The sequence below is a fragment of the Microbulbifer maximicatervae (SeqCode) genome, from assembly GCF_052467305.1.
On record NZ_CP174306.1, the window covers coordinates 3,017,871 to 3,038,474 of the forward strand.

Below are 20,604 nucleotides of genomic sequence, written 5' to 3' on the forward strand. Positions count from 1 at the left end.
TAATTCCAATCAGTCCTTTGCAGGAAGCACCTCAACGGGGCCAATATCCAAGGCTTCAACCTCGCCTTTAATCTTACTCAGATCCCCAACAATCACCCAGGTGAATTGATCTGGCGCAAGATACTCCTTCGCGGAGGCCTCCACTTTTTCCTTATTCAGTGCTGAAACCCGCTGTGGATATTCGGCAATATATTCCTCTGGAAGCCCCTTCTCCACCTGCCAATTAATACTGGAAAGTAATTGCCCTTTGGTCTGGAATCGAGCACTTTGCTTCAGGACTTCGTCATTTTGGTAGTCCTCAAGCTCTTTTGCAGTAATAGGACGCTCTCCTAAGTATTCCTCATACTCTTTTACTAATTCCTTAATCGCTGGAGCTGTTTTATCAGTTTGCACAGGAGCAAAGAGGATATAAGGACGCTGACCTTCTGTATCGAGGGAAACCGCGCGGGCACCATAGGACCAATGCTTGTTCTCACGAAGATTCATATTGACCCGGGAAGTGAACTTTCCGGCAATAATATTCGTCATCGCATCAAAAGCTTCAGCTCCCTGCGGCTGCCAAGGCGGCATCAGCAAACCCGCCATGATATAACTCTGTTGTGCGCCGGGGCGGTCAAGCAAATAAACTCGAGCCTTTTCCGGACGGGGCACCTTGGCAACTTCAATTTTGGGAAGCTCTGATTTAGGAGCAGTCCACTTTCCGAGTGTTTCATTCAGCAGAGGCTCTATTTCTTTTTCAGTAACATCCCCCACGATCGTCAGGGTTGCATTATCCGGACGCACCCAGGTCTTTTGGAAATTAACCAGATCCTCACGGGTTATGGACTTAATTCCCTCGGGAGTACCCGATCCCGTCAAGGGAGAGCCATAAGGGTGGTTTTCTCCAAATAGCAGCGGCGGCAGTTCACGCATAGCCAAGCCCTGAGGCTGGGCTTTTTCCTGGGCTATTGCATCCAGGCGATTGGACTTAACCCGCTCCAGGTCGGACTCGGGGAAACGAGGTTCAGTAACCACCTTTTCAAATAGCTCAAGCGATGGCTCCAGCTGCGTCTTAAGGGCACTCATGCTGATATTGTTATAATCAAGGCCGCTACCACCACCAATATTTACACCAAGCTCTTCTGAGCGAGAGCTAAATTCCAGGCTATCCAGATCACCCGCACCTTCGTTCAGCATTTGCGCCGCAACTGAAGCCAGACCCGGCTTATTTTTATCTGCGGAGGCGCCACTGCGAAATTGCAGATTCATCAGTACCACGGGAGTGTCATGGCGTTCAGCCAGAACAACTTTTAATCCATTTTTGAGAGTAAATTCTTTTTGTTTTGGCAGTTCCAGCTCTACATTTTTATCCACCTCGGGGAGTTTGCTGCGGTCAGCACCTTCCGCCGCTGCCGTATACTTCTGCTTCGGCTCCATTATTAATGTGTAGGAGTCCTCTTTCAACCACTGCTCAGCCACTTCCTGAACTTCGAGAGCGGATACTTTTGCATAATCCTCCACGCCTTCTATCAAGGCTCCGGGATCACCAAAATAAAATTCCGACTGGGCAAGGATGTCACTCTTACCACCAAAACCACCGGTTTTTTCCAACCCCTTTACCAGCCCGGCAAACTCACTCTGTTTAACCCGGCGCAGCTCATCCGCATTCACACCATTTTTTGCGAATTGCTTTAACTCTTTATTCAGTAAGTCTTCAACTTTTTCTACAGACTGCCCCGGTTTCACGTCGACGATAATCATCAACTGCCCTGCAAGCTGACGACCGTAATAAAAAGCGCTGACGCTGGTAGCCACTTGCTCATCACGAACCAAACGACGATAGAGAAGAGAGTTTTTTCTATTGGCGAGAAGGGAAGTCATTAATTCCAGCGCGTCTTCCACTTCGCTTCCCACTGCGGGCACATTCCAAACCTTGTAAATTCGCGTTTGGGGCACCTGGTCGTAAACCACCTCCCTCTTTTTCACCTGGGTAGGTAGTTCCCAATTCTTAATGCGCGGTTGCACCCCTGTGCTCGGGATATCACCAAAATATTTGCGCACCTTGGCCATCGCATCTTTGACCGTAACATCACCCGCAATTACCAAAACTGCATTAGCGGGCTGATAATGGTCCTCAAACCATTTTTTGACATCTTCAAGACTGGCGTTGTCCAGGTCCTCCATCGAGCCAATTGGCGTCCACGAATAGGGGTGTCCTTTGGGGAAGGTGCTCTTGGCAATAATATCGAACGCTTTGCCATAAGGTGCATTCTCCCCCTGGCGCTTTTCATTTTTTACAACACCGCGCTGCTCATCCAAAACCTCCTGGGTAATTGCACCTTTAAAATGCCCCATTCGGTCGGACTCCATCCACAGCGCCATATCCAGGGCGCCTTTGGGCACGGTGACAAAATAATTGGTGCGGTCATTGCTGGTGGTGCCATTCATATCGGTGGCCCCAGAGCGCTGGAAGGGTTCGAAATATTCCCCTGGGAAGTTTTCGCTACCGTTAAACATCAAGTGCTCAAATAAATGAGCAAATCCGGTTTTACCTGGCGGCTCGTCCTTAGAGCCTACTTTGTACCAAAGATTGGTAGATACAACGGGGGCTTTGTGGTCTTCATGCACAATCACCGTCAGGCCATTGGGCAATACTTCCTTATGGAAAGGAATCTCCAACTTGGGTGGCGGGACATACGCCTCTTTATCGGATGCAGCAGCCTTACTACTGGCTGCTGCTTCCTTATCCACCGAAAGCGCATGAGGCGTATCATCGGTAGACTTTCCGCAAGCGGTAAGGCCAGTAATAGCGATGGCAACGCTGATAAGTAGCGGACGCAAGTCCATATTGTCACTCCCTTTTAAAAAACCGCAATTTCAGGATGGCAAGTTTAGGCCAGCTTTCCTCCAGAGTGTCAGCAAAACCTTTTACCAACCGCAATTTAGCAAATATTCCAGGCAAAAAAATGGGCACCGAAGTGCCCAAATCAATACATCACAGAGAGAAGCGAGATGACAATCGCCCAAGGAATCAGGTCACCAGCTCTACTCCTGCGCTGAAAACATTACGCTGCCACAGTACCAGACTTGTCTTCGGCCTCGCCTACAACCGTATGGTGACCAAAGCGCTCCTCGGCAACCCGGTCCGCTACGTGAGCGGTGGTCTGGCCGGTTTCATCGGCACGCTCGAACACTTCTTTCATAGTGTTGCCAATCTCTTCGATATGAGCGCGCACTTCTGCAGCGTCGTAATCGCCTTTCTGCTGGTAATAAACATCGATAATACCGCCAGCATTAATGACATAGTCCGGTGCGTACAAAATACCTTTCTCGCGAAGCACTTCAGCATGGCGCTCTTCCGCCAACTGGTTATTGGCCGCGCCAGCGATCGCCTGAACCTTCAAACGGCTGATGGTGTCATCGTTGAGAATTGCACCCATCGCACAGGGGGCAAACAGATCTACGTCCAGGTCAAAGATTTCGTCGGCAGTTACGGCTATGGCACCAAGCTCTGTAACTGCACGATCGATATTGTCTTGGAAAATATCGGTGACAAACAGTTCCGCACCGGCATCCTTCAATAGTTTACCCAGGCGGAAACCGACGTTGCCCACGCCTTGAATAGAGACTTTTAAGCCGGTCAGGTCAGTCTTGCCCCAGCGGTGTTCTACCGCAGCTTTCAGGCCAACAAACACACCGTAAGCAGTCGAAGGGGAAGGATCACCACCATACTCGGAGCCCGCGAACAGGCCGGAGACAAACTCGGTTGTCTCACCGATAACACTCATATCCGCCACGCTAGTGCCAGAATCTTCAGCAGTGATATAACGGCCGCCCAAGGTATTAATAAATTCACCCATAGCGCGCAGTAACTCAGGAGTCTTTTCCTTGCGCGGGTCACCAATAATTACGGACTTGCCACCGCCCAGCTTGAGGCCGGCCATTGCGGACTTGTAAGTCATACCCCGGGAAAGACGGAGAACATCATTCAGGGCCTCGCCATCGTCGGCGTAGGGCCACATACGGCAGCCACCCAGTGAGGGACCCAAATTCGTATTGTGTACCGCGATAATGGCCTTCAAGCCACTCTTTGCATCTTGGTAAAACGCCACTTGTTCGTGTTTATCGTAGGCGGAATGGGAAAAAATACTCATTAACTGTTCCTCTCCGGAAGGCCGGTTCTACAGCTGGGGAACAACCACAGCCCTTATCTGTTTTTATCTGGAATAAGATTATATCCAGCTCCCACAGACAAAGTTTGCATATTTTGCACACATGAGCATTAGAATAGCTAAAACATCACACCAAAATATCATTTTTAGGATATTCGTTTGCCCCAGAATAACTTGGGCCGCCCAGTCATTAATCTAGGCGGCTAGCTCTACGCTCTTATTTCTCCATTAATTGGCATTGAATACCGGGCCCTCTCCTACCGCTGGCGGCTCTCTTATAAATTTCCTATAACTGCCCCTCAAGAGAACACGATTCCTGTATAAATCTTCTGGCAAAGAACCTCCTTTTGAAGCCTTCCTTAATATGCCCACTTTTTCAAAAATTTTTGAAAACCTCACAACACTGACAACTAAGATCATTTCCACCGCCTAAGCGCGTTACATCCTCTGCGCATGGTCTGGTAGAATCCGCGCCCAAATCGACCCATAGAGATAAACTCGATGCTGAATGCCGACGCTCTAAAACAACTTTCGCAACTGAAAACAGATATTCGCTCCAGTAAGGAGTTTGCCGAAGGCCGGGTTCGCGGCAGTAACGGCAAGTTTGGCTTCGTTGAGTTGGATGACGGGAGGGAAGCCTTCCTGCCTCCCAATGAAATGGAGCGTGTATTTCCCGGTGACCGGGTTCGAGTAAGTCTCTCCGAAGAGAACAAGGGTAAACTCGCAGCAGAACTCGATGCATTGATCGACAGCCAGCTCGACTACCTTGTTGGCCAGTATGTACAGCGCGGCCAGGGCCACTTTATCCAGCCCACGCAAAATGGCCTGTCCCGCTGGATTTTTCTCCCTCCCAAGGCTCGCGGCAAGGCCCAGCCGGGAGAGTTTATTGCCTGCAAAGTAAACCGCCATCCATTTAAAGACGGCAGAGCCCAGGCCAAGGTGGAGACCGTTATCGGCAAGCCCGATATGCCCGGTATCGAACACGCCTATGTTGTCGCCCAATTCAAGCTGCCTGAGCAATTTGGTGCCGCTGCACAAAAGCAGGCGGACACAATTGCGGAGAAACTGACAACAGTTACCGGTGAGCGCACCGAACTTTCCGAGCTGGGCTTCGCAACTATCGATGCAGAAACCACTCGCGATATGGACGACGCTCTGGCCGTAAGCAGCCGTGACGGGGGCTGGACCCTGCACATTGCTATAGCAGACCCATCATCCCTAATTGATGAGAACAGCCCCCTGGATAAAGAGGCGTTTAATCGGGCCCACAGCCAGTATTTACCGGGCGAAACCCTACCCATGTTGCCGCGCAACCTGTGTGAGAACCTGTTCTCCCTGGTTCCCGGCGAGCTGCGCCCCGCCCTGGTTATCCATGTCGATATCGATAGCGATGGCACCATTGGCAATAGCCGCTATGAATTTGCCGCTATTCGCTCCCAGCACAAACTGAGCTATGAACAAGTCAGCCGCTTTATTGAGGGTGACGACTCCGCCGTGCCCCAGGAGCAACAGGACAGTCTGCGTAATTTGGCGACGATCTACGAAGCGCGGGCCGCATACCGTGCCAGCCACTCACTGGCAATGGAAGATCGCCCGGACTATGAAATCCGCTTGAACGATCAGCGCAAGATCGAGCGTATCGAAAAACAGGAACGCAATATCGCTCAGCGAATGGTCGAGGAAGCCATGCTCGCTACCAATATCAGCATGGGTGGCAAACTCGCCGAGATTGAGCAGGGCTGCTTCTCTGTTCACTTGGGCTTCCGCGAAGAGCGCATGGGGGAAGTTCGCAGCCTGCTGAAAGAACTGCTGCCTGAGCATGCAGAGGCCGATCTGGGGCAACTGGAGCATTACCTTGCACTGGTTAAGTACCTGGAAAACCATGAAGAGCCGCAGATGAACAACCTGCTCGCCGTGCTCAAGCGTATGCTGCGCCCGGGCCAGCTCGATAACAAGGTAGGGGCTCACCTGGGACTGGGCCTCGAGGCCTACGCCACCGTCACCTCTCCAATTCGCAAGTACAACGACCTGCACAACCACCGCGTTCTGCGCGCTGCTGCGCAGGGAGAGAAAGCCTCCACACTGGCCGATGATAAAATTGAATCCCTGCAGGAAAGCCTGATTCGCGGTCGCCAGGCCAACCGAGCCCTGGAGCAATGGCTCTACGCTCAATTTATCGAGAAGAAAGTTGGCCAGGAATTTACAGGGAAAATTACCCTGGTAAACGGCGCAGGCATCGGCGTGCGACTCGACGACTTTGGTATTGACGGCTTTGTGCGCATGAATGGCGATAAGAAGAATCTGCCCGCCTTCGATGGCAAGCACCTGGTTCTTACGCACAATGAAAAACGCTTCCACCTAGAACAGGAAGTTTCAGTTAAAGTAGCGTCTGTCGATGTAGACAAACGACGCATCGCCTTTGAACTGAACGCTGAAAAATCTGAGGCTGCCGACGCGGCTCAAAAATAAACTCCTGCACATTTACCCAAGCCCGGCGCTCGCCGGGCTTTCCTGCCGGGGGCCAAAGCCCACCGCCTTTGATCGGCCAGCTAGCTTATAGCTCCGGCAACAATAGAATAAATCGAGGCCACTCATGAGCAATATTGCTGAATTGAACCCAACTCCACTGTGGGCACACTTTTCCAAGCTCTGTGAAATTCCACGCCCATCCAAGCATGAAGACCGCGTAGTGGAGCATATCGTTAACTTCGCTAAAGCACGCGGCCTAGGCGTTCAGCTGGATGAAATCGGCAATATTGTTATCAAGAAGCCGGCCACTCCAGGTATGGAAAACCGTAAGACACTGGCCCTGCAGAGCCATGTGGATATGGTGCCGCAGAAGAATGCCGACACTGAGCATGACTTTCTCACCGACTCAATCAAACCCTACGTGGATGGTGACTGGGTAACTGCGGAAGGCACCACGCTCGGCGCAGACAATGGTATTGGTGTTGCCGCAATCCTGGCCCTGATGGAATCTACTGATATCCCCCACCCCGCCTTGGAAGCTCTGCTGACAATTGACGAAGAAGCGGGCATGACCGGCGCCAAGAATCTTAAGCCTGGCTATTTTGAAGCTGACCTGCTCCTCAACCTGGATACTGAAGATGAAGGCGAGCTGTATATCGGCTGTGCCGGCGGTGTCGACGTCAATGTCAGCCTGCCCTATACGCCAGAAGCGGTCCTGCCCGGTGCCGAAGCAGTAAAACTCTCTGTTCGCGGCCTCCGTGGCGGGCATTCAGGCTTGGATATCGACAAAGGCCGAGGCAATGCCAACAAGATCACAAACCGCATTATCCACGCCGTTCTAGCCCAGGTCCCCGAGCTGCGTATTGCCAACCTGGATGGCGGCAGCCTGCGCAATGCGATTCCCCGCGAATCCTTCACAACCCTGGTCGTGCCTTCAGTAGCGGTCGATAAAGTACAGGAAATTGTAAAAAGCGAAAGCGCTCAAATTGCCCGTGAACTGGACAATGAAGCGGCACTGGACATCACCCTGGAAGCTACCGAAACTCCAGCCAACACCCTAGACGCAGATAGCCAATTGACCCTTATTCGCGCAATCCGCTGCTGTCCCAATGGTGTTGAGCGAATGAGCACTGCTCTCGAAGGCATTGCTGAATCATCCAACAATCTGGCCCGTGTTGTAACAATGGAGGAAAACGGTGAGCATCGAGTAAAAATCCAATGTCTTGTACGCAGCCTCTCTGATACTGCCCGCGACCAACACGGCCTCAATGTCGCCGCCACCTTCCAGCTGGCAGGTGCAGAAACAACACTGGACAACGACTACCCTGGCTGGACACCAAATCCCGATTCGCCGCTGCTGGCGATGATGAAGGATGTCTATAAAGATATGACTGGCGAGGAAGCTGAAGTAAAAGTCATTCACGCCGGCCTGGAATGCGGATTGCTGGCCAAACCCTACCCCAACTGGGATATGGTTTCCTTTGGCCCAACCATTCGCCGCGCTCACTCTCCTGAAGAGAAGGTTCATATCCAGAGTGTCGCCAATTTCTGGGATTACTTTATTAAAGTGGTCCAGGCAATTCCCACTCGCGACTAACCGCCCGACCGGGCCTCGGGTTGCTCCAAGGCCCCACACTTTGCCTTCCCTCTCCACCCTCCAATTACTACACCCAACGTATCAATCACACTAAAAACTGCTTTCTAGCTATTGTTAGAAAGCCACTGGGCTATTTTAATATTTCTTAACTCCGCAGGTGGTCGGGGGAAGTTGCAAAAACCTCAGAGCAGAAACGGCTGCTATAAAAGAAGAAAACTTACGGGGATACAGAAGGCCTAAATTTTCCGCACACAAGCAATCTGGAAAGGTACCGCCCAAGTTATCTAGCGATAGAGAAATTGGAGATCCAATGCTGTGCTACCTCATTGCGGCGACAAAGCCAAATGGGTTCAAATCGCTGGATATATTTTAAGAAACGATAAACTCCAGCTGCCCTGGCAGGGTGGCCGCTGACTCGCCCATGCAGTCCGACACTCATCAACTTAGGACTCACGCTCCCTTCCCGCCAAAGCTGATCGAAAGCACCTTTTAGCAATAAAAAGAAATCATCGGCAGTCGTGCACCCGCTGGGCAGCAGGTACTGAATATCGTTATTCACCAAGGTGTAGGGAATCACCAACAATGAATCTGATTTCTGTTCCCAAAATGGTAAATCATCACTGTAGGAATCTGACGTATACAGTAATCCATCAATTTCCCGTACCAATGATCTAGTATGGGAGCTTACCCGACCTGTATACCACCCAAACGGAGGCCTAGCAGTTAACTGCTCGATTATCTTAACAGTGAGCTGAATATCATGTTTTTCTCGACTCTTAGGAGTATCTTTATAATCAATCCACCGGTATCCATGGCCAGCAATCTCATGCCCCAGTTCGACCAGGGCCAGCGCTAAATTCGGATTAAGCTCTAACGCCTGACCGGTAGCAAAAACTGTTAAAGGCACGCTGCAAGTATTAAAGATATCGAGAAGCCGCCAGACACCAGCGCGCGAACCATACTCATACATACTCTCTACACTGAAATCCCGCCCCCCAACCCGTGTGGGCCTGCCAGGAAGTTCATGCAGGTATGATTCAGATTGGGTATCGCCGTTTAGCTTGGTAGATTCTGACCCCTCCTCTAAATTCAAGACAAACTGAATTGCAATGCGGGCCTGATCAGGCCAGCGGGGATGAGGCGGACGCCCAGCGTAACCCTCCAGATTTCTCTTGTGCATCAACCCAGCTCAAATGTCGTTACACCAAAAATTCGATCCCGCGCAATATCCGGCATTGGTCCCAGGTACATTCTTGCGCAGCCAAAAACCTCCTCCATTCCATAGTGCTTGGCCAGCGACATAGCCGCAGGATTATTTTCCGGCACATCCAGAAAGATAGGTCCATCATCTGCAAATGAGACCAATCGCTTCAGCAACGTATCTGCCACTTTATAGCTATTTGCAAACAGAGGACCGACTTTACATCCATTGCGGCAACGCCTGATTACACCATAGCCACAAAGACTTCCAAATTGGACATAGCCCAAACTCAGAGCCTCTGGCTGGGAAATCCATGCTTTCAGAAATACCCGTCTACTTGCGGGAAAGCAGGTCCTGTCGTAAGCAATTATTTGATCCAAAGAAACTTCACTAAGCGGGATAATTTCATCAGGACATTGAGCACTCACACCCTCAAAAGCAGAAAGTTCGACTCGATAACGGAGATTCCGATGGGAGAAGTTAAAACCGCCGCGGGCATAGTAATCCTGCATCGCAAATACTCCATCCATACCGATGCTTGCATCAGGCCTCAACCGGGTTTTTAAGCGGTCCCGTCGGATATACCAAAGCCTGTTACCAAACCCATGACCTCTGAATTCAGGCCTAACGATAAAGAATCCCATAAAACCGAAATCATCACCGTACGCAGTAATTGCCCCTCCTCCGATCAAGTCACCCCGAACTTCCGCCGCAATGTAAGCTTCTGGATCTGTTTTCCAGAAAATTTCTGCATCGTGCAACCCCGGATTCCAGCCTTCAAGTGCAGCCCAGTCAACCAGTAAATCCACTTCTTTACGTGTCATCTCCCGAACAGTAAATGATTCATGCATTGACTTAGACTCTTCTCGTTATCGTATTTATTCAGCTACCTGGAGCGAGGAACTTAAAGGGTTCTGAAGGACTCAACTTAGATGCCACTTCCCCACCAGTATCCATTGGAGTATCTAATTTCATTGTCATTACTTTAGATCCCGGCTCAATAGCAACACTATCCATATCCAGCCAAATTACTGATGGATTAATAACAGAGTCGAAATAGTAGCGGCTACTTTTTTGATCAATAACCGACCGCCACAATGTTGAGGCTATATTGGGTTTATCTGGATCATCCATTCCCAGCGGCACGCTGACAGCACGAATTTGGGAGAATGCGGATGCTAATGCATCGCGATACTTTTTATATTCTGGTGATGTTTTTAAAGCATAACTCGCCCGTACAAACCTGTCCGCCGCACTAATTGTACCCGGTAGAAAGTTTTGGCCTCCAATTGAATTCCAATAGGAATTGATTGCCAGTTGCTGATCATAAGGAGGAGAATTAGTCATTACCGTAAACTGCTTACCGTGATGGATCTTTAGCACACCATCAAGATATTCAAAAATAGCGGAATCACCACTGGGGTCTGAAATTGCAATATGTGTACTTGCCGGTCTCCCATTGGGAAGATCTGCGCCAACCACAGTGAATGGGTCACTCTTTAACCCCTTTACCGCAGCATCAACCGTTGCGTAGTTATCCAAGATGTATTGCAACCAGGCCCCAACAGAGATAGTCGGCTTATCCCTATCGGCAGCACTCCCATAATCTGCCTCAGCCAAGTATAAAAGGTTGCCTACGAGGCCCTTTTCATTGAGCCCATCAGTTGTAGCCGCATCGTAAATACTGATAACAATTGAGCCAAACTTCGAAGTCCAAGTAATAGATTTTGGGCCCAAGCCACCATTGCGCTCCATCCCCTGAGGGAAAACCCAAAATGCCATAGCTGCATCGGTATCACTCCAGTCCATGCTACGGGCAGTAATATAGGTCTTATCACCAGTTTCATAGAGTATTCGGGTACAAGCAATCGAAGACCTGGGCTCGAGTAGGCACAGCACTACAACAACAAAAACCATAACGGAGTTTATAGCTTTAGAAAAAAATGAAATCCTTTTCACTTTGCCAACCATCCCTCGAAATCATTAATTAATATACTGATCGTTTACAGTCACTATAATCGGCTATAAACAATAGAAAGTCCGGTTTCCATCATAGATGGCCAACAATGGTGAGACTGTCTTTCATTCCAATACTTGGCAACCTTGGCGTAAAGGTCCAGAAACTGACACCGCTTTCAACAAGTACAGTTCAAATATCTTGTAACTTCAGTAAACTTTTACAGCTAACCAACTTCACGCTAAAAGTATTCATTTTGGTATAGGCTACTCAAATAAAAACTATTTGAAAACTGTACACCTATTAACCAAAAAGAAATAATCCCTCTTATCGAAGTAGCAATAAGGCCAATCACGGAGCCCCTAATGAACTCAATTGGCAGACTGGTAATCCTAGTCAACAACTATGAAGAAGCTATTGCCTTTTATCGTGACAAATTGGGGTTTGAAGTATTTATTGACTCTCAAGCAGCACCGCATCGATTTGTTCATATTCGACTTCCGGCACAAAAAGATATGGGTATATGGCTTCTTCAGGCAACTTCTGAAAACCAGCAAAAGAAAGTGGGAGCACAAACTGCAGGGCAGCCTTGTGCCGTTATTTATACAGATAATTTTGACAGAGAGTATAAAAAACTTGCAAAAAATGGCGTTCACTTCAGCAAGCCACCTACTTCTGAAGGGGGTGCAGAGTTTGCCCACTTTGAAGATCTCTACGGCAACGAATTTATTTTAGTTGAACTACAAAAAGAAACCGTAGAGTAAATTTTAACCTGTCGCTTCTGATACTCCCATAGAGTGCGGTGTAAGCAGCAACAGATCTTCACCTTCGCTAGTCTACCCCCTTAACCACGATGAAATAACTTCCGACAAGTAATTTAAGAAAAGAACCACGAAGCGGCTTTTGCTCTCCCAATCAATAAATCTTTTTCTTTTCTATATTTACATCTCGTTTTGTATCACATATAAATCGAGTAACATTCAGTTGACATGCACCTATATCCAATGTCCTTCGGTTAGTATAGAGCTGGCCATCGCACAAAATTTCACCACTGAGATACACCGCAGCTAGCTACTGGCTAGCGTACTTATATATGGAAATACTCACTTACTGAAACGATTTTCACACAGAAAAAACAAAGGCAGGAGCAAACCTTGGCAGAAGGTTATATCTCCAGAATAGAGCCAATTGGAATAACAATGAGAAGAAGCTTAATTATGCTGGTGCCTGGATTGACACGAGTCACCAGCACCGCCCAACTGTCAGAGTTCACCGAGGGAATGATCGCAGCCAGTGAGCGTATGCCTCTCACTCAGATTTCTGATCCTACCGTCCCTGCCGGCATCAACCGCCTGAGGGTCAACGATAAACAGGAGCTTGACCTGGTTGAAGCTTACTGGAACGACTTGGTTCCCAGTATCACGCAGCAGAGCCTGAAAGTCCGCTTAGCCCGAGGCTTCTCCCTAATCTGGTTCTGGCTGGCCAACCTCCATATTTGGAAAGGAGTGCTTAAACGAAAGTACCTGACATTTGGTCTAACCCTTTCAGCATTAGCCTTTATTGTTTGGTACATAGGTACCATTATCTTATTTGTCGAAGCTGTTGAGCCCTCCAGCGACAGTCCGTTTTATCCCGCAGTACAACAGCTCAAGCAAGGTGTTGAGTATATAGGAGGCTGGCGGATCTGGCTGATTGCTACTGCCGTTGTTGCCGTTATGCCGGTTGCCTTACTAGTAGATATTTCTGACTTTTGTAAGCGCTATCTCACCAATGAGCCGGCGGCCAAGGGCAAGCCTGCAGTCCGCTTTGAGATTATCCGACGGGTCAGAGAACAGCTCGAAAACAGTATTAAACTATACGACTACGATTCCGTAACTATTGTCGGACATAGTTTTGGCAGTGTCGTTACTGTAGACCTTTTTGCCGATCTTCCGCCAATCGGTAAACCAATCCGTATCCTAACAATGGGGTCCCTAATCGAAGTTCTGGGTAAGCAAGCTCCTTGGCTGCAGAATGAAGTAGAGCAACTGTCACAAAGAAAAGATCTAATCGAGTGGATTGATATCAAGTCTCACTCAGACTGGTTTGCCAGTGGTTCTGCGGTCCCAGCACGTCACCACTGTTATGAGAGAATTATCGGGTCTTACGGTACTTTTCCGGACAAACTGGCAGCTCGAGTTCACTCCCGATATTTCGATAATCAGGAGGCTGTTCGCTTACTGCTGACTTACTTTGAAAAGGAAAATGATCCCAGTATTTCGCCGACCTCGCATGAGATTTTGGAACCGGTATAAATGGGTACCCAGACGAAAAAATTGGAAAGAACTGTATATCTCTCAGCCACCCTTTAGGCGGCTGAAAAGAGCCGAATTGAACTATTAAAATGAAAATTAAAGGGGGAGTTGTCATGATAAGGCAGCCAATAGCAATCTTTGCAGTTTTAGCCTTTCTTACCATTCTAGTTAGCGGATGCTCACAAATGGCGCCGCGCTATGATGCCGCGCTATACTCAGATTTAACCACTGTCAATGTAGAGATAATGGAATTTTTCTCTTCAGTTTCCAGTGGAACTAACAAAGATTCTTACTCAAAAAGAGATGAGAGATACCATGCATTGATCGGCAAAGTAGATGCGCTGGCTATGCAATCGAAAACCCGCCCTGCGCCTGAAAGTAAACTACTCAAAAAGATTAACAACTATTTGGAATCTTCTGGCAGGAATATTAGCTTTGAGCGGGAACCCCCCAGTGTTGCGTCACTGGAGAAAATTTCAGAGAGTTTGAACATGATGCGCACGGTAGATGAAGATAAGGGCCTAAACGCAACCGCTGTTTCTCTATTCAAAAATGAAATTGTTGTTTCCATGGACCAAGCACTCACCTATGAGTCTTTTCTGAATCGCTGAGGAAATTACTATGTCTATTGACGTTAACCAACTCGTTGCCGATATCAAAGGGGCAGCTTCTGCGGTAATCAACAGTGATATTTCTGAACTCAGGGGATTTTCCGAGCGCCAGTTATCCGCAATGGCTCAGCAAACAAAAATGATTGCTAAAGCAATTGCATCTGATGAAATATCTGGCGACCTGCAAGATTACTTTCTCGACTCCCTGGAGGATATGGCCAAGAACTTCGCCAACACTTTACGTGGACTCCTGTTAGTCACCATTGAGAAAGTCTGGAATGCAGTTCTGGGAGTTCTTTGGGGAACAATTGAAGCTTGCACCGGCATTTCCTTGAAAGCTGCTATCTGATTTCTGTTTAAATTGGGCTGGGGTAACTCAGCCCTCCCCCCTACACTCAATCAAGATTACTCACCGGATCACCCCCACTACTAAGGACACTATTCAGTCAGTCTGAAACAGCTCATGTTTCTGGCTCTCAGGATTTATTGAGCATTCACCAACGGGTAAAAAGAGTTTAACCCCCCTGTAAAGAATTATTCATCAAGACGCGTCAATGTACGCGCGCAAATAACCCAAGCCACTAACCAGGCTGGTTAACACTTGCTGAATCACTACAAACTGGGGTATCCCGATGAATACTAAAAAGACCTACCTGGCAGCCGCCATTTCAGTGGCCACAATAATGAGTGCCAGTCCCGTGACCGCTGAAGACCTCAGCAACGCACAAATTGAAGAAGTAATGGTTCTGGGCTCCGGTAGCACTTTTAACAGCAGCGAAGTATCTGAGGCAATGCGCAAGCAACAGTCCTCTATCACCAGCGTTAATGCATTGATCGATAACCTCCCCGGTGTCTCAGTCAATGAAGGAGATACTTACGGCTTTGACGACTGGTCAACCAATATCAGTATTCGCGGATTTACTAACAGCTTAGATGAACAGCAAATTGGCACCACCATCGATGGTATTCCCAATGGCGGTTCGAATTACGGTGGAGGCTCAAAAGCAAACCGCTTTGTTGATCCGGGTAATATCGGTTCAATAGAAGTATCACAGGGTACTTCAGATATCGCTTCACGTTCCCACGAAGCCCTGGGAGGCACTATTGATTATCGCACTGATGATCCTTTGGACACACAGCGCAGTCGAATAGAACTGTCCGCAGGCGAGTTTGATGCACAGAGAGTTTATTTTCGCTATGACACTGGTATTTTTGCCGGGAACAGCAAAGCCTGGATCTCATACTCTAACCAGGAAGCGACCGACTGGATTACTGAAACCGCTGAGAATGAACGAGAGCACATCGCAGCAAAACTAGTGACCAACCTGGAAGCTGGTACCATCAAGGCCTACATATCTTACGACAATATCCACGAAGATAACTATCAACGAGTCTATTCGGACGCCCAATTTGAAGAGTACCCTGAAAACGATTTCCTTACCGGCAACTGGTCCGGTATTCCTTATATCGATCAACTTTATCGCCGTGGCTGGTCTACCTTGCGTGAGAACCTGCTGGCCTACACCCAGTTCGATTTTGACCTGACAGATTCATTCAATCTACAGGCCGGACTCTATTACCACAGCAACGAAGGCCGCGGGGACTGGGTGCCCCCTTACCTGGTTGATATTACAGATGACAGCGAACAAGGCGAGTCCGAGTTCCTCGGCAGCTCAACTGCCTATGGCGGTAGCCAGTCGGGCATCATTTATTTTGTTGACGCCAATGGCAATGCCCTTACTTACGATGAAACATGTACAGCGTCAGTCACCAATATCTATGGCGATTCAGGACCGGCCTACAATCCAGATTGCTATGCAGAGGGCGCCATACCCGCGATGTCTTATCGGCACACTCATTATGAGAAAGAGCGTGCCGGACTGACTCTAGACTTTACATACGCTACCACCATCGCCGGGTTGGACAATGAGCTACGAGGCGGCCTCTGGTATGAAGACTCCACCCGTGACGAACACCGCGATTGGCACAAAATCACTGATGCAGCTCAGGGTGCCAGTTTCAATTCAACACCCTACTGGGTGCAATACGACCGCAGTTATCCTTCAACCAGCACAAAGTGGTATTTACAGAACTCCCTGACCATCGACACTCTCACTTTGACACTGGGCGCCAAGCAGTTCTTTGTCGATGTTGAAAGGGAAGATCTGTTTCAGGAGTCTTCCGATGCAAGTGTTGACTCTGATTCAGATACCCTGCTCTCCGCCGGTTTGATTTGGGAAACACCCCTGGAAGGTGCAGAGCTGTTCGCAGGCTACGCTGAAAACTTTAAGGCGATTGGAGACAGCGTATTAGAGCGGCCCGATTCAGATCTCGACAATATCGAACCGGAAACCTCAGAGACCAAAGAGCTAGGGCTTCGCTATACCGCCGATAATTTCTCGGCAACTGCCACCTACTTTCAAAATGATTTTGAAAACCGGATCATTTTCCTGGATAACAATACTTCCGCAGGTAATAGCTATTTGATAGGTACCAATGGGACCTATTTTAATGCCGGCGGAATCGAATCTGATGGTCTGGAACTTTTCCTGGACTACGATTTATCAGAAACTCTAAATCTCTATACATCCTATACCCTGCTGGACACTACTTATATTGGCTCAGGAAACTCAGCAGTAGATGAAACTCAAGGAATAACGCCAGGGAATGACGTAGTCGGAATAGCTGATCAATTCTATGTGATTGGCCTGGATTGGAATTCTGAAATATTTTACGGTGGCATCTCCAGTAAGTTTACCGGAGATCGCTTTGTCGACTTAGACAATAGCTGGACAGCTGACTCCTATGTAGTTGTCGATGCCTACCTGGGCATGAATCTGGGAGAATTTAGCCCGGCACTACGGGGAGCCAACCTAAATTTAGTGATAAATAATTTACTGGATGAGGATTACTTAGGAACTGTCGTTTCTGGCGGTGCCTGGATAGGTGCTCCACGGACAGCCTCACTCTCTGCAACTATTGATTTCTAAGATTTTTTTGGCAGCCGCACAATCGGCTGGAAATGCCAGCCGATTGTGCGTATGTTTAGTCAAGCAGTAGATTCAAAAATAAAGTGCAATAAATAATAAATATAGTCGAAAAATAATTTTGATTATTTGCGACAAATATAAATAATCCAAAAATATGCAAAGAGCTCTTTCAATGAACAGATTGACTACAGCAATCCTGACCCTGTTTCTTTCTACTCAATCCCTTGCCGCAGACAACCTCGTATTAGTTACTATCGACGGCTTGCGCTGGCAGGAAGTGTTCTCCGGTTATGACCCTGAACTTCTCAACCACACAGAGTTCACTGAAAATAAACAAGACCTTATCAATCACTTTCACGGCGATTCACTCATCGAAAAACGTCAAAAATTATTGCCTTTTATCTGGCAAACAGTGGCTAAAGAAGGGGTTTTAATTGGCAATCGCGACAAGGGGTCTAAAGCACAAGTTACCAATAGCTGGTGGTTTTCCTATCCCGGTTACAATGAGATTTTAACCGGCTCCGCCGACCCCAAAATCAATAGTAATGACCCAACTCCCAATGCCAATACTACCTTTCTCGAGTGGCTAAACAGCAAATCTGAGTACAAAGGCCAAATCGCTGCATTCGGTAGCTGGGGGGTATTCTCCTCGATACTTAATCGTGATCGCAGTGGTATTTACATTAACGCGGGCCTGGAAGCTGCCGATTGGCCAGAATTGAGCCAAAGAGCAGGGTTTCTCAATGAGTTGCAGGGGCAACTGCCGGTTTTCTGGGAAAACGTGCGACCCGATGCATTTACCTATGGATTTGCAAAAGAGTACTTAATTAGCAAAAAGCCCAAGGTAATGTACATTGCCCTGGGTGAAACTGACGATTTTGCCCACGATGAGGAATATCACCAGTATCTCCACTCCGCACATCGGAGCGACATGATACTCGCCAAACTCTGGCAGACACTGCAATCTCTTGATCAATACCGAGACAATACCAACCTACTCATTACCGTTGACCACGGGCGTGGCAACACCGCTGAATCCTGGCCCCACCACGCCAGTGGCCCTGCACTGACCCAATACTTCGGTAAAGAAGACCACCCCCACAAAGCGGGTATACCCGGCTCCAATGAAATCTGGATTGCCGCACTGGGCCCAGACATTAAGGCCTTGGGAGAAGTATCCAGGGGAGAAGCCATTTTTCAGGATCAGATAGCCGCAACCGCACTACAACTGCTCGGCCATAAGTCAGAAGAGTTCTCGCAGGATAGTGGCAAAGCAATAGACAGTATTCTCAAATAAACCTTTGTTCAGCCAGGCCTGACAAGTTCGACTGAACAAATTTTCACCGCCTTGGACCAGTATTATTCTGGAGCTTGATAACAACTTAAAGAACCCATCAATTTAGTGTTAACAGGCTCTGATATATTCTGGACACCCATAAAAGCCGTAGTAATAAACGCCAAGGATATTGACACAATTAAGATACCGATATCAAATACTGTATATAAATACAGACAACAACCAGCAATGACCATACCGCGTAAAGCCCAGGTTTCTCTGGATGCCACACCCTATAACCATTGTGTCACCCGCTGTGTACGCAGGGCATTTCTGTGCGGTAGAGATATAAAATCTGGTATTGACTATGAGTATCGCCGCGAGTGGATTAAGTCTCGGATGCATAAGCTGGTTGGAATATTTGCGCGGGATATCGCTGCCTATGCAGTAATGAGCAATCACTACCACATCGTACTCTTTATCGATAAAGAGGCGGCTTTGAGTTGGCCGGATTCCGAGGTCATTTTCCGCTGGAAAGAGCTATTTAGAATCCCTATTCTCGCTCAGCGTTTCATTCTGGGCCTCTCGCTTGACCACAGTGAAAAGGAAAAACTAAGAGAATTGCTCAGCCTATGGCGAGAACGATTAACGGATATCAGCTGGTTTATGCGCTGCTTAAATGAATCTATTGCTCGTCAGGCTAATGCGGAAGACAATTGTACAGACCGCTTCTGGGAAGGCCGCTTTAAATCCCAAGCTTTATTGGATGAAAAGGCCCTAGCTGCCTGTATGGCCTATGTCGATCTCAACCCCATCCGCTCCAATATGGCAAAAACCCCAGAAGACTCTGATCACACCTCCATTCAACAGCGTATTTATGCTGCAATCTCAGGCGAGCAGCCCAAAGAGCTACTGCCACTTGTAGGCGGTGAGCGACTGAATATGCCTAAAGGTCTTCCCTTTCGGCTGGATCACTATTTAGAATTAGTGGACTGGAGTGGTCGACATTTAGATCCTAAAAAGTGCGGTGCCATTCCTGACAACATTCCTCCTATTCTCGAGCGACTGGGAATCTCACCAAAGCACTGGCTCTATTTCAGCCGAAATTTTGAAAGCCGGCTTAAAGGGTTAGTAGGGTCTGCAGAGGCCGTACGACACGCTTGCAGCCAGCTAGGTAAACACTGGGTACACGGCATAAGCGACTGTCAACGCTACCTTTCTGTAACACCCTACTAATTCCATCCCTCAGCACCATCATTCCTCCCAGCTTTCCCTAAAATCACAATTTTTGAATCCAAAGCTGAATTCTTGACTCATTCATTACTGTCTAGCATCAAGTCAAGAAAAATAGCCGCCAGGGAAAACATCTGCGTTATTGCTTGCGCTTCTACCCAATCTTTGGGTGTCCTGAGTTACTCATCCACAGCATTTTCCTTTCCTTAAGATGACAAACATACTTAGCGCTCACCGGATTGGTTGTCACGTTAACTCTCACCTTACATAAAACTCAAAACCCACCAAAAAATTCAAAAAGGGCAGCACACATTAAATGCAGAACCCCGACAAATACTTTACCGGAATTATTTAACAGCTGCCCCCATCAAATATAAAGGTTTATTTAGCGCCGAGCACTTAATCTACTCCACCCTTTCATCCCTTATAACTAGGATACCTCTCCCCCAACTCAAAAATTATTAGGAAGTAATAGTTTTTAAGGGGCATGATTTCACCTTTTTGCTTGTAGGGTTCAAACTTCGAGCCTCTTAGATAATTTATTGCAGCTGAACTAAATGCAGCGTTCGGACTAAAATCTATCACTTTGAGATTACTCGTATCTCCCTGCTTACTTATATCCCCTCGGACAAGCACCCAACCTTCTTGGCCTTTATCAAACTCACTTTTAGGGTAAAGCATTTTCGGTGAAATAGTTCTTCGAACACTCCACTCAACTCCCCCATTCAGAATTTGTACATTCGGCCTTTCACCGACTGGCATTACATCTCGTGAAGCACAAGAGGCTAGCAATAAATAGCAAAAGTGAATTAACTTACTCCTCAT

16 protein-coding genes are annotated in these 20,604 nt (G+C 48.0%); 9 read left to right on the forward strand and 7 right to left on the reverse strand.

The genetic code is table 11. The features are described from left to right. Window positions 1-9: 9 nt before the first annotated feature. From ACJJI4_RS13265 to ACJJI4_RS13275, 3 genes are all read right to left on the reverse strand, one after another. Window positions 10-2,826 (reverse strand): M16 family metallopeptidase, encoded by a 2,817-nt coding sequence (locus ACJJI4_RS13265; protein WP_413662698.1) that lies wholly within the window; start codon window positions 2,824-2,826, stop codon window positions 10-12. 218 nt (window positions 2,827-3,044) lie between these two features. Beyond that, entirely contained in the window at window positions 3,045-4,133 is a 1,089-nt protein-coding gene (locus tag ACJJI4_RS13270) for a Glu/Leu/Phe/Val dehydrogenase dimerization domain-containing protein (RefSeq protein ID WP_413662699.1), read from the reverse strand. Window positions 4,134-4,379: 246 nt separating this feature from the next. Continuing rightward, the gene (locus ACJJI4_RS13275) at window positions 4,380-4,571 is read right to left on the reverse strand and encodes a hypothetical protein (RefSeq protein WP_444925458.1); all 192 of its coding nucleotides are present in this window, start codon (window positions 4,569-4,571) and stop codon (window positions 4,380-4,382) included. A gap of 81 nt (window positions 4,572-4,652) precedes the next feature. On the opposite strand from ACJJI4_RS13275, the gene ACJJI4_RS13280 reads away from it, so the two are divergent. Both ACJJI4_RS13280 and ACJJI4_RS13285 read left to right on the forward strand, forming a co-directional pair. Further along, window positions 4,653-6,620 (forward strand): VacB/RNase II family 3'-5' exoribonuclease, encoded by a 1,968-nt coding sequence (locus tag ACJJI4_RS13280; RefSeq protein ID WP_444925459.1) that lies wholly within the window; start codon window positions 4,653-4,655, stop codon window positions 6,618-6,620. A gap of 124 nt (window positions 6,621-6,744) precedes the next feature. Next, window positions 6,745-8,217 (forward strand): aminoacyl-histidine dipeptidase, encoded by a 1,473-nt coding sequence (locus tag ACJJI4_RS13285; RefSeq protein WP_444925460.1) that lies wholly within the window; start codon window positions 6,745-6,747, stop codon window positions 8,215-8,217. A 280-nt stretch (window positions 8,218-8,497) separates the two neighbouring features. Here the strand turns inward: ACJJI4_RS13285 and ACJJI4_RS13290 are convergent, their stop codons facing one another. From ACJJI4_RS13290 to ACJJI4_RS13300, 3 genes are read right to left on the reverse strand one after another with little or no spacing between them, the layout of a single operon-like run. Beyond that, entirely contained in the window at window positions 8,498-9,397 is a 900-nt protein-coding gene (locus ACJJI4_RS13290; RefSeq protein ID WP_444925461.1) for a polysaccharide deacetylase family protein, read from the reverse strand. Further along, a complete protein-coding gene (locus ACJJI4_RS13295; RefSeq protein ID WP_444925462.1) occupies window positions 9,397-10,269 on the reverse strand; it encodes a GNAT family N-acetyltransferase in 873 nt (290 codons plus the stop codon). Before ACJJI4_RS13295 ends, ACJJI4_RS13290 begins: the two co-directional genes overlap by 1 nt. Window positions 10,270-10,300: 31 nt before the next feature. Further along, complete coding sequence (locus tag ACJJI4_RS13300) at window positions 10,301-11,377, reverse strand: bile salt hydrolase (protein ID WP_444925463.1); 1,077 nt, start codon at window positions 11,375-11,377, stop codon at window positions 10,301-10,303. 363 nt (window positions 11,378-11,740) lie between these two features. On the opposite strand from ACJJI4_RS13300, the gene ACJJI4_RS13305 reads away from it, so the two are divergent. From ACJJI4_RS13305 to ACJJI4_RS13335, 7 genes are all read left to right on the forward strand, one after another. Next, a complete protein-coding gene (locus ACJJI4_RS13305) occupies window positions 11,741-12,139 on the forward strand; it encodes a VOC family protein (protein ID WP_444925464.1) in 399 nt (132 codons plus the stop codon). Window positions 12,140-12,574: 435 nt separating this feature from the next. After that, window positions 12,575-13,669: an alpha/beta hydrolase family protein gene (locus ACJJI4_RS13310; RefSeq protein WP_444925465.1), complete on the forward strand. Its 1,095-nt coding sequence runs from the start codon at window positions 12,575-12,577 to the stop codon at window positions 13,667-13,669. Between the two features lie 89 nt (window positions 13,670-13,758). After that, window positions 13,759-14,280 (forward strand): hypothetical protein, encoded by a 522-nt coding sequence (locus tag ACJJI4_RS13315; protein WP_413662707.1) that lies wholly within the window; start codon window positions 13,759-13,761, stop codon window positions 14,278-14,280. 10 nt (window positions 14,281-14,290) lie between these two features. Further along, complete coding sequence (locus tag ACJJI4_RS13320) at window positions 14,291-14,629, forward strand: hypothetical protein (RefSeq protein WP_413662708.1); 339 nt, start codon at window positions 14,291-14,293, stop codon at window positions 14,627-14,629. 283 nt (window positions 14,630-14,912) lie between these two features. Next, window positions 14,913-17,270, forward strand: a complete 2,358-nt coding sequence (locus ACJJI4_RS13325) for a TonB-dependent receptor domain-containing protein (protein WP_444925466.1) — start codon at window positions 14,913-14,915, stop codon at window positions 17,268-17,270. A 172-nt stretch (window positions 17,271-17,442) separates the two neighbouring features. Then, window positions 17,443-18,567 (forward strand): alkaline phosphatase family protein, encoded by a 1,125-nt coding sequence (locus ACJJI4_RS13330; RefSeq protein WP_444925467.1) that lies wholly within the window; start codon window positions 17,443-17,445, stop codon window positions 18,565-18,567. Between the two features lie 228 nt (window positions 18,568-18,795). Continuing rightward, window positions 18,796-19,782, forward strand: a complete 987-nt coding sequence (locus ACJJI4_RS13335) for a transposase (protein ID WP_444925468.1) — start codon at window positions 18,796-18,798, stop codon at window positions 19,780-19,782. A gap of 414 nt (window positions 19,783-20,196) precedes the next feature. Here the strand turns inward: ACJJI4_RS13335 and ACJJI4_RS13340 are convergent, their stop codons facing one another. Beyond that, entirely contained in the window at window positions 20,197-20,604 is a 408-nt protein-coding gene (locus ACJJI4_RS13340; RefSeq protein WP_444925469.1) for a TonB family protein, read from the reverse strand.

Coding starts and splice junctions, on each gene's coding strand:
- ACJJI4_RS13290 (WP_444925461.1), bottom strand. CDS start 9,397: ATGCACAAGAGAAATCTGGAGGGTTACGCTGGGCGTCCGCCTCATCCC.
- ACJJI4_RS13265 (WP_413662698.1), bottom strand. CDS start 2,826: ATGGACTTGCGTCCGCTACTTATCAGCGTTGCCATCGCTATTACTGGC.
- ACJJI4_RS13325 (WP_444925466.1), top strand. CDS start 14,913: ATGAATACTAAAAAGACCTACCTGGCAGCCGCCATTTCAGTGGCCACA.
- ACJJI4_RS13295 (WP_444925462.1), bottom strand. CDS start 10,269: ATGCATGAATCATTTACTGTTCGGGAGATGACACGTAAAGAAGTGGAT.
- ACJJI4_RS13305 (WP_444925464.1), top strand. CDS start 11,741: ATGAACTCAATTGGCAGACTGGTAATCCTAGTCAACAACTATGAAGAA.
- ACJJI4_RS13335 (WP_444925468.1), top strand. CDS start 18,796: ATGACCATACCGCGTAAAGCCCAGGTTTCTCTGGATGCCACACCCTAT.
- ACJJI4_RS13280 (WP_444925459.1), top strand. CDS start 4,653: ATGCTGAATGCCGACGCTCTAAAACAACTTTCGCAACTGAAAACAGAT.
- ACJJI4_RS13275 (WP_444925458.1), bottom strand. CDS start 4,571: ATGATCTTAGTTGTCAGTGTTGTGAGGTTTTCAAAAATTTTTGAAAAA.
- ACJJI4_RS13310 (WP_444925465.1), top strand. CDS start 12,575: ATGAGAAGAAGCTTAATTATGCTGGTGCCTGGATTGACACGAGTCACC.
- ACJJI4_RS13340 (WP_444925469.1), bottom strand. CDS start 20,604: ATGAGGAGTAAGTTAATTCACTTTTGCTATTTATTGCTAGCCTCTTGT.
- ACJJI4_RS13315 (WP_413662707.1), top strand. CDS start 13,759: ATGAAAATTAAAGGGGGAGTTGTCATGATAAGGCAGCCAATAGCAATC.
- ACJJI4_RS13285 (WP_444925460.1), top strand. CDS start 6,745: ATGAGCAATATTGCTGAATTGAACCCAACTCCACTGTGGGCACACTTT.
- ACJJI4_RS13330 (WP_444925467.1), top strand. CDS start 17,443: ATGAACAGATTGACTACAGCAATCCTGACCCTGTTTCTTTCTACTCAA.
- ACJJI4_RS13270 (WP_413662699.1), bottom strand. CDS start 4,133: ATGAGTATTTTTTCCCATTCCGCCTACGATAAACACGAACAAGTGGCG.
- ACJJI4_RS13320 (WP_413662708.1), top strand. CDS start 14,291: ATGTCTATTGACGTTAACCAACTCGTTGCCGATATCAAAGGGGCAGCT.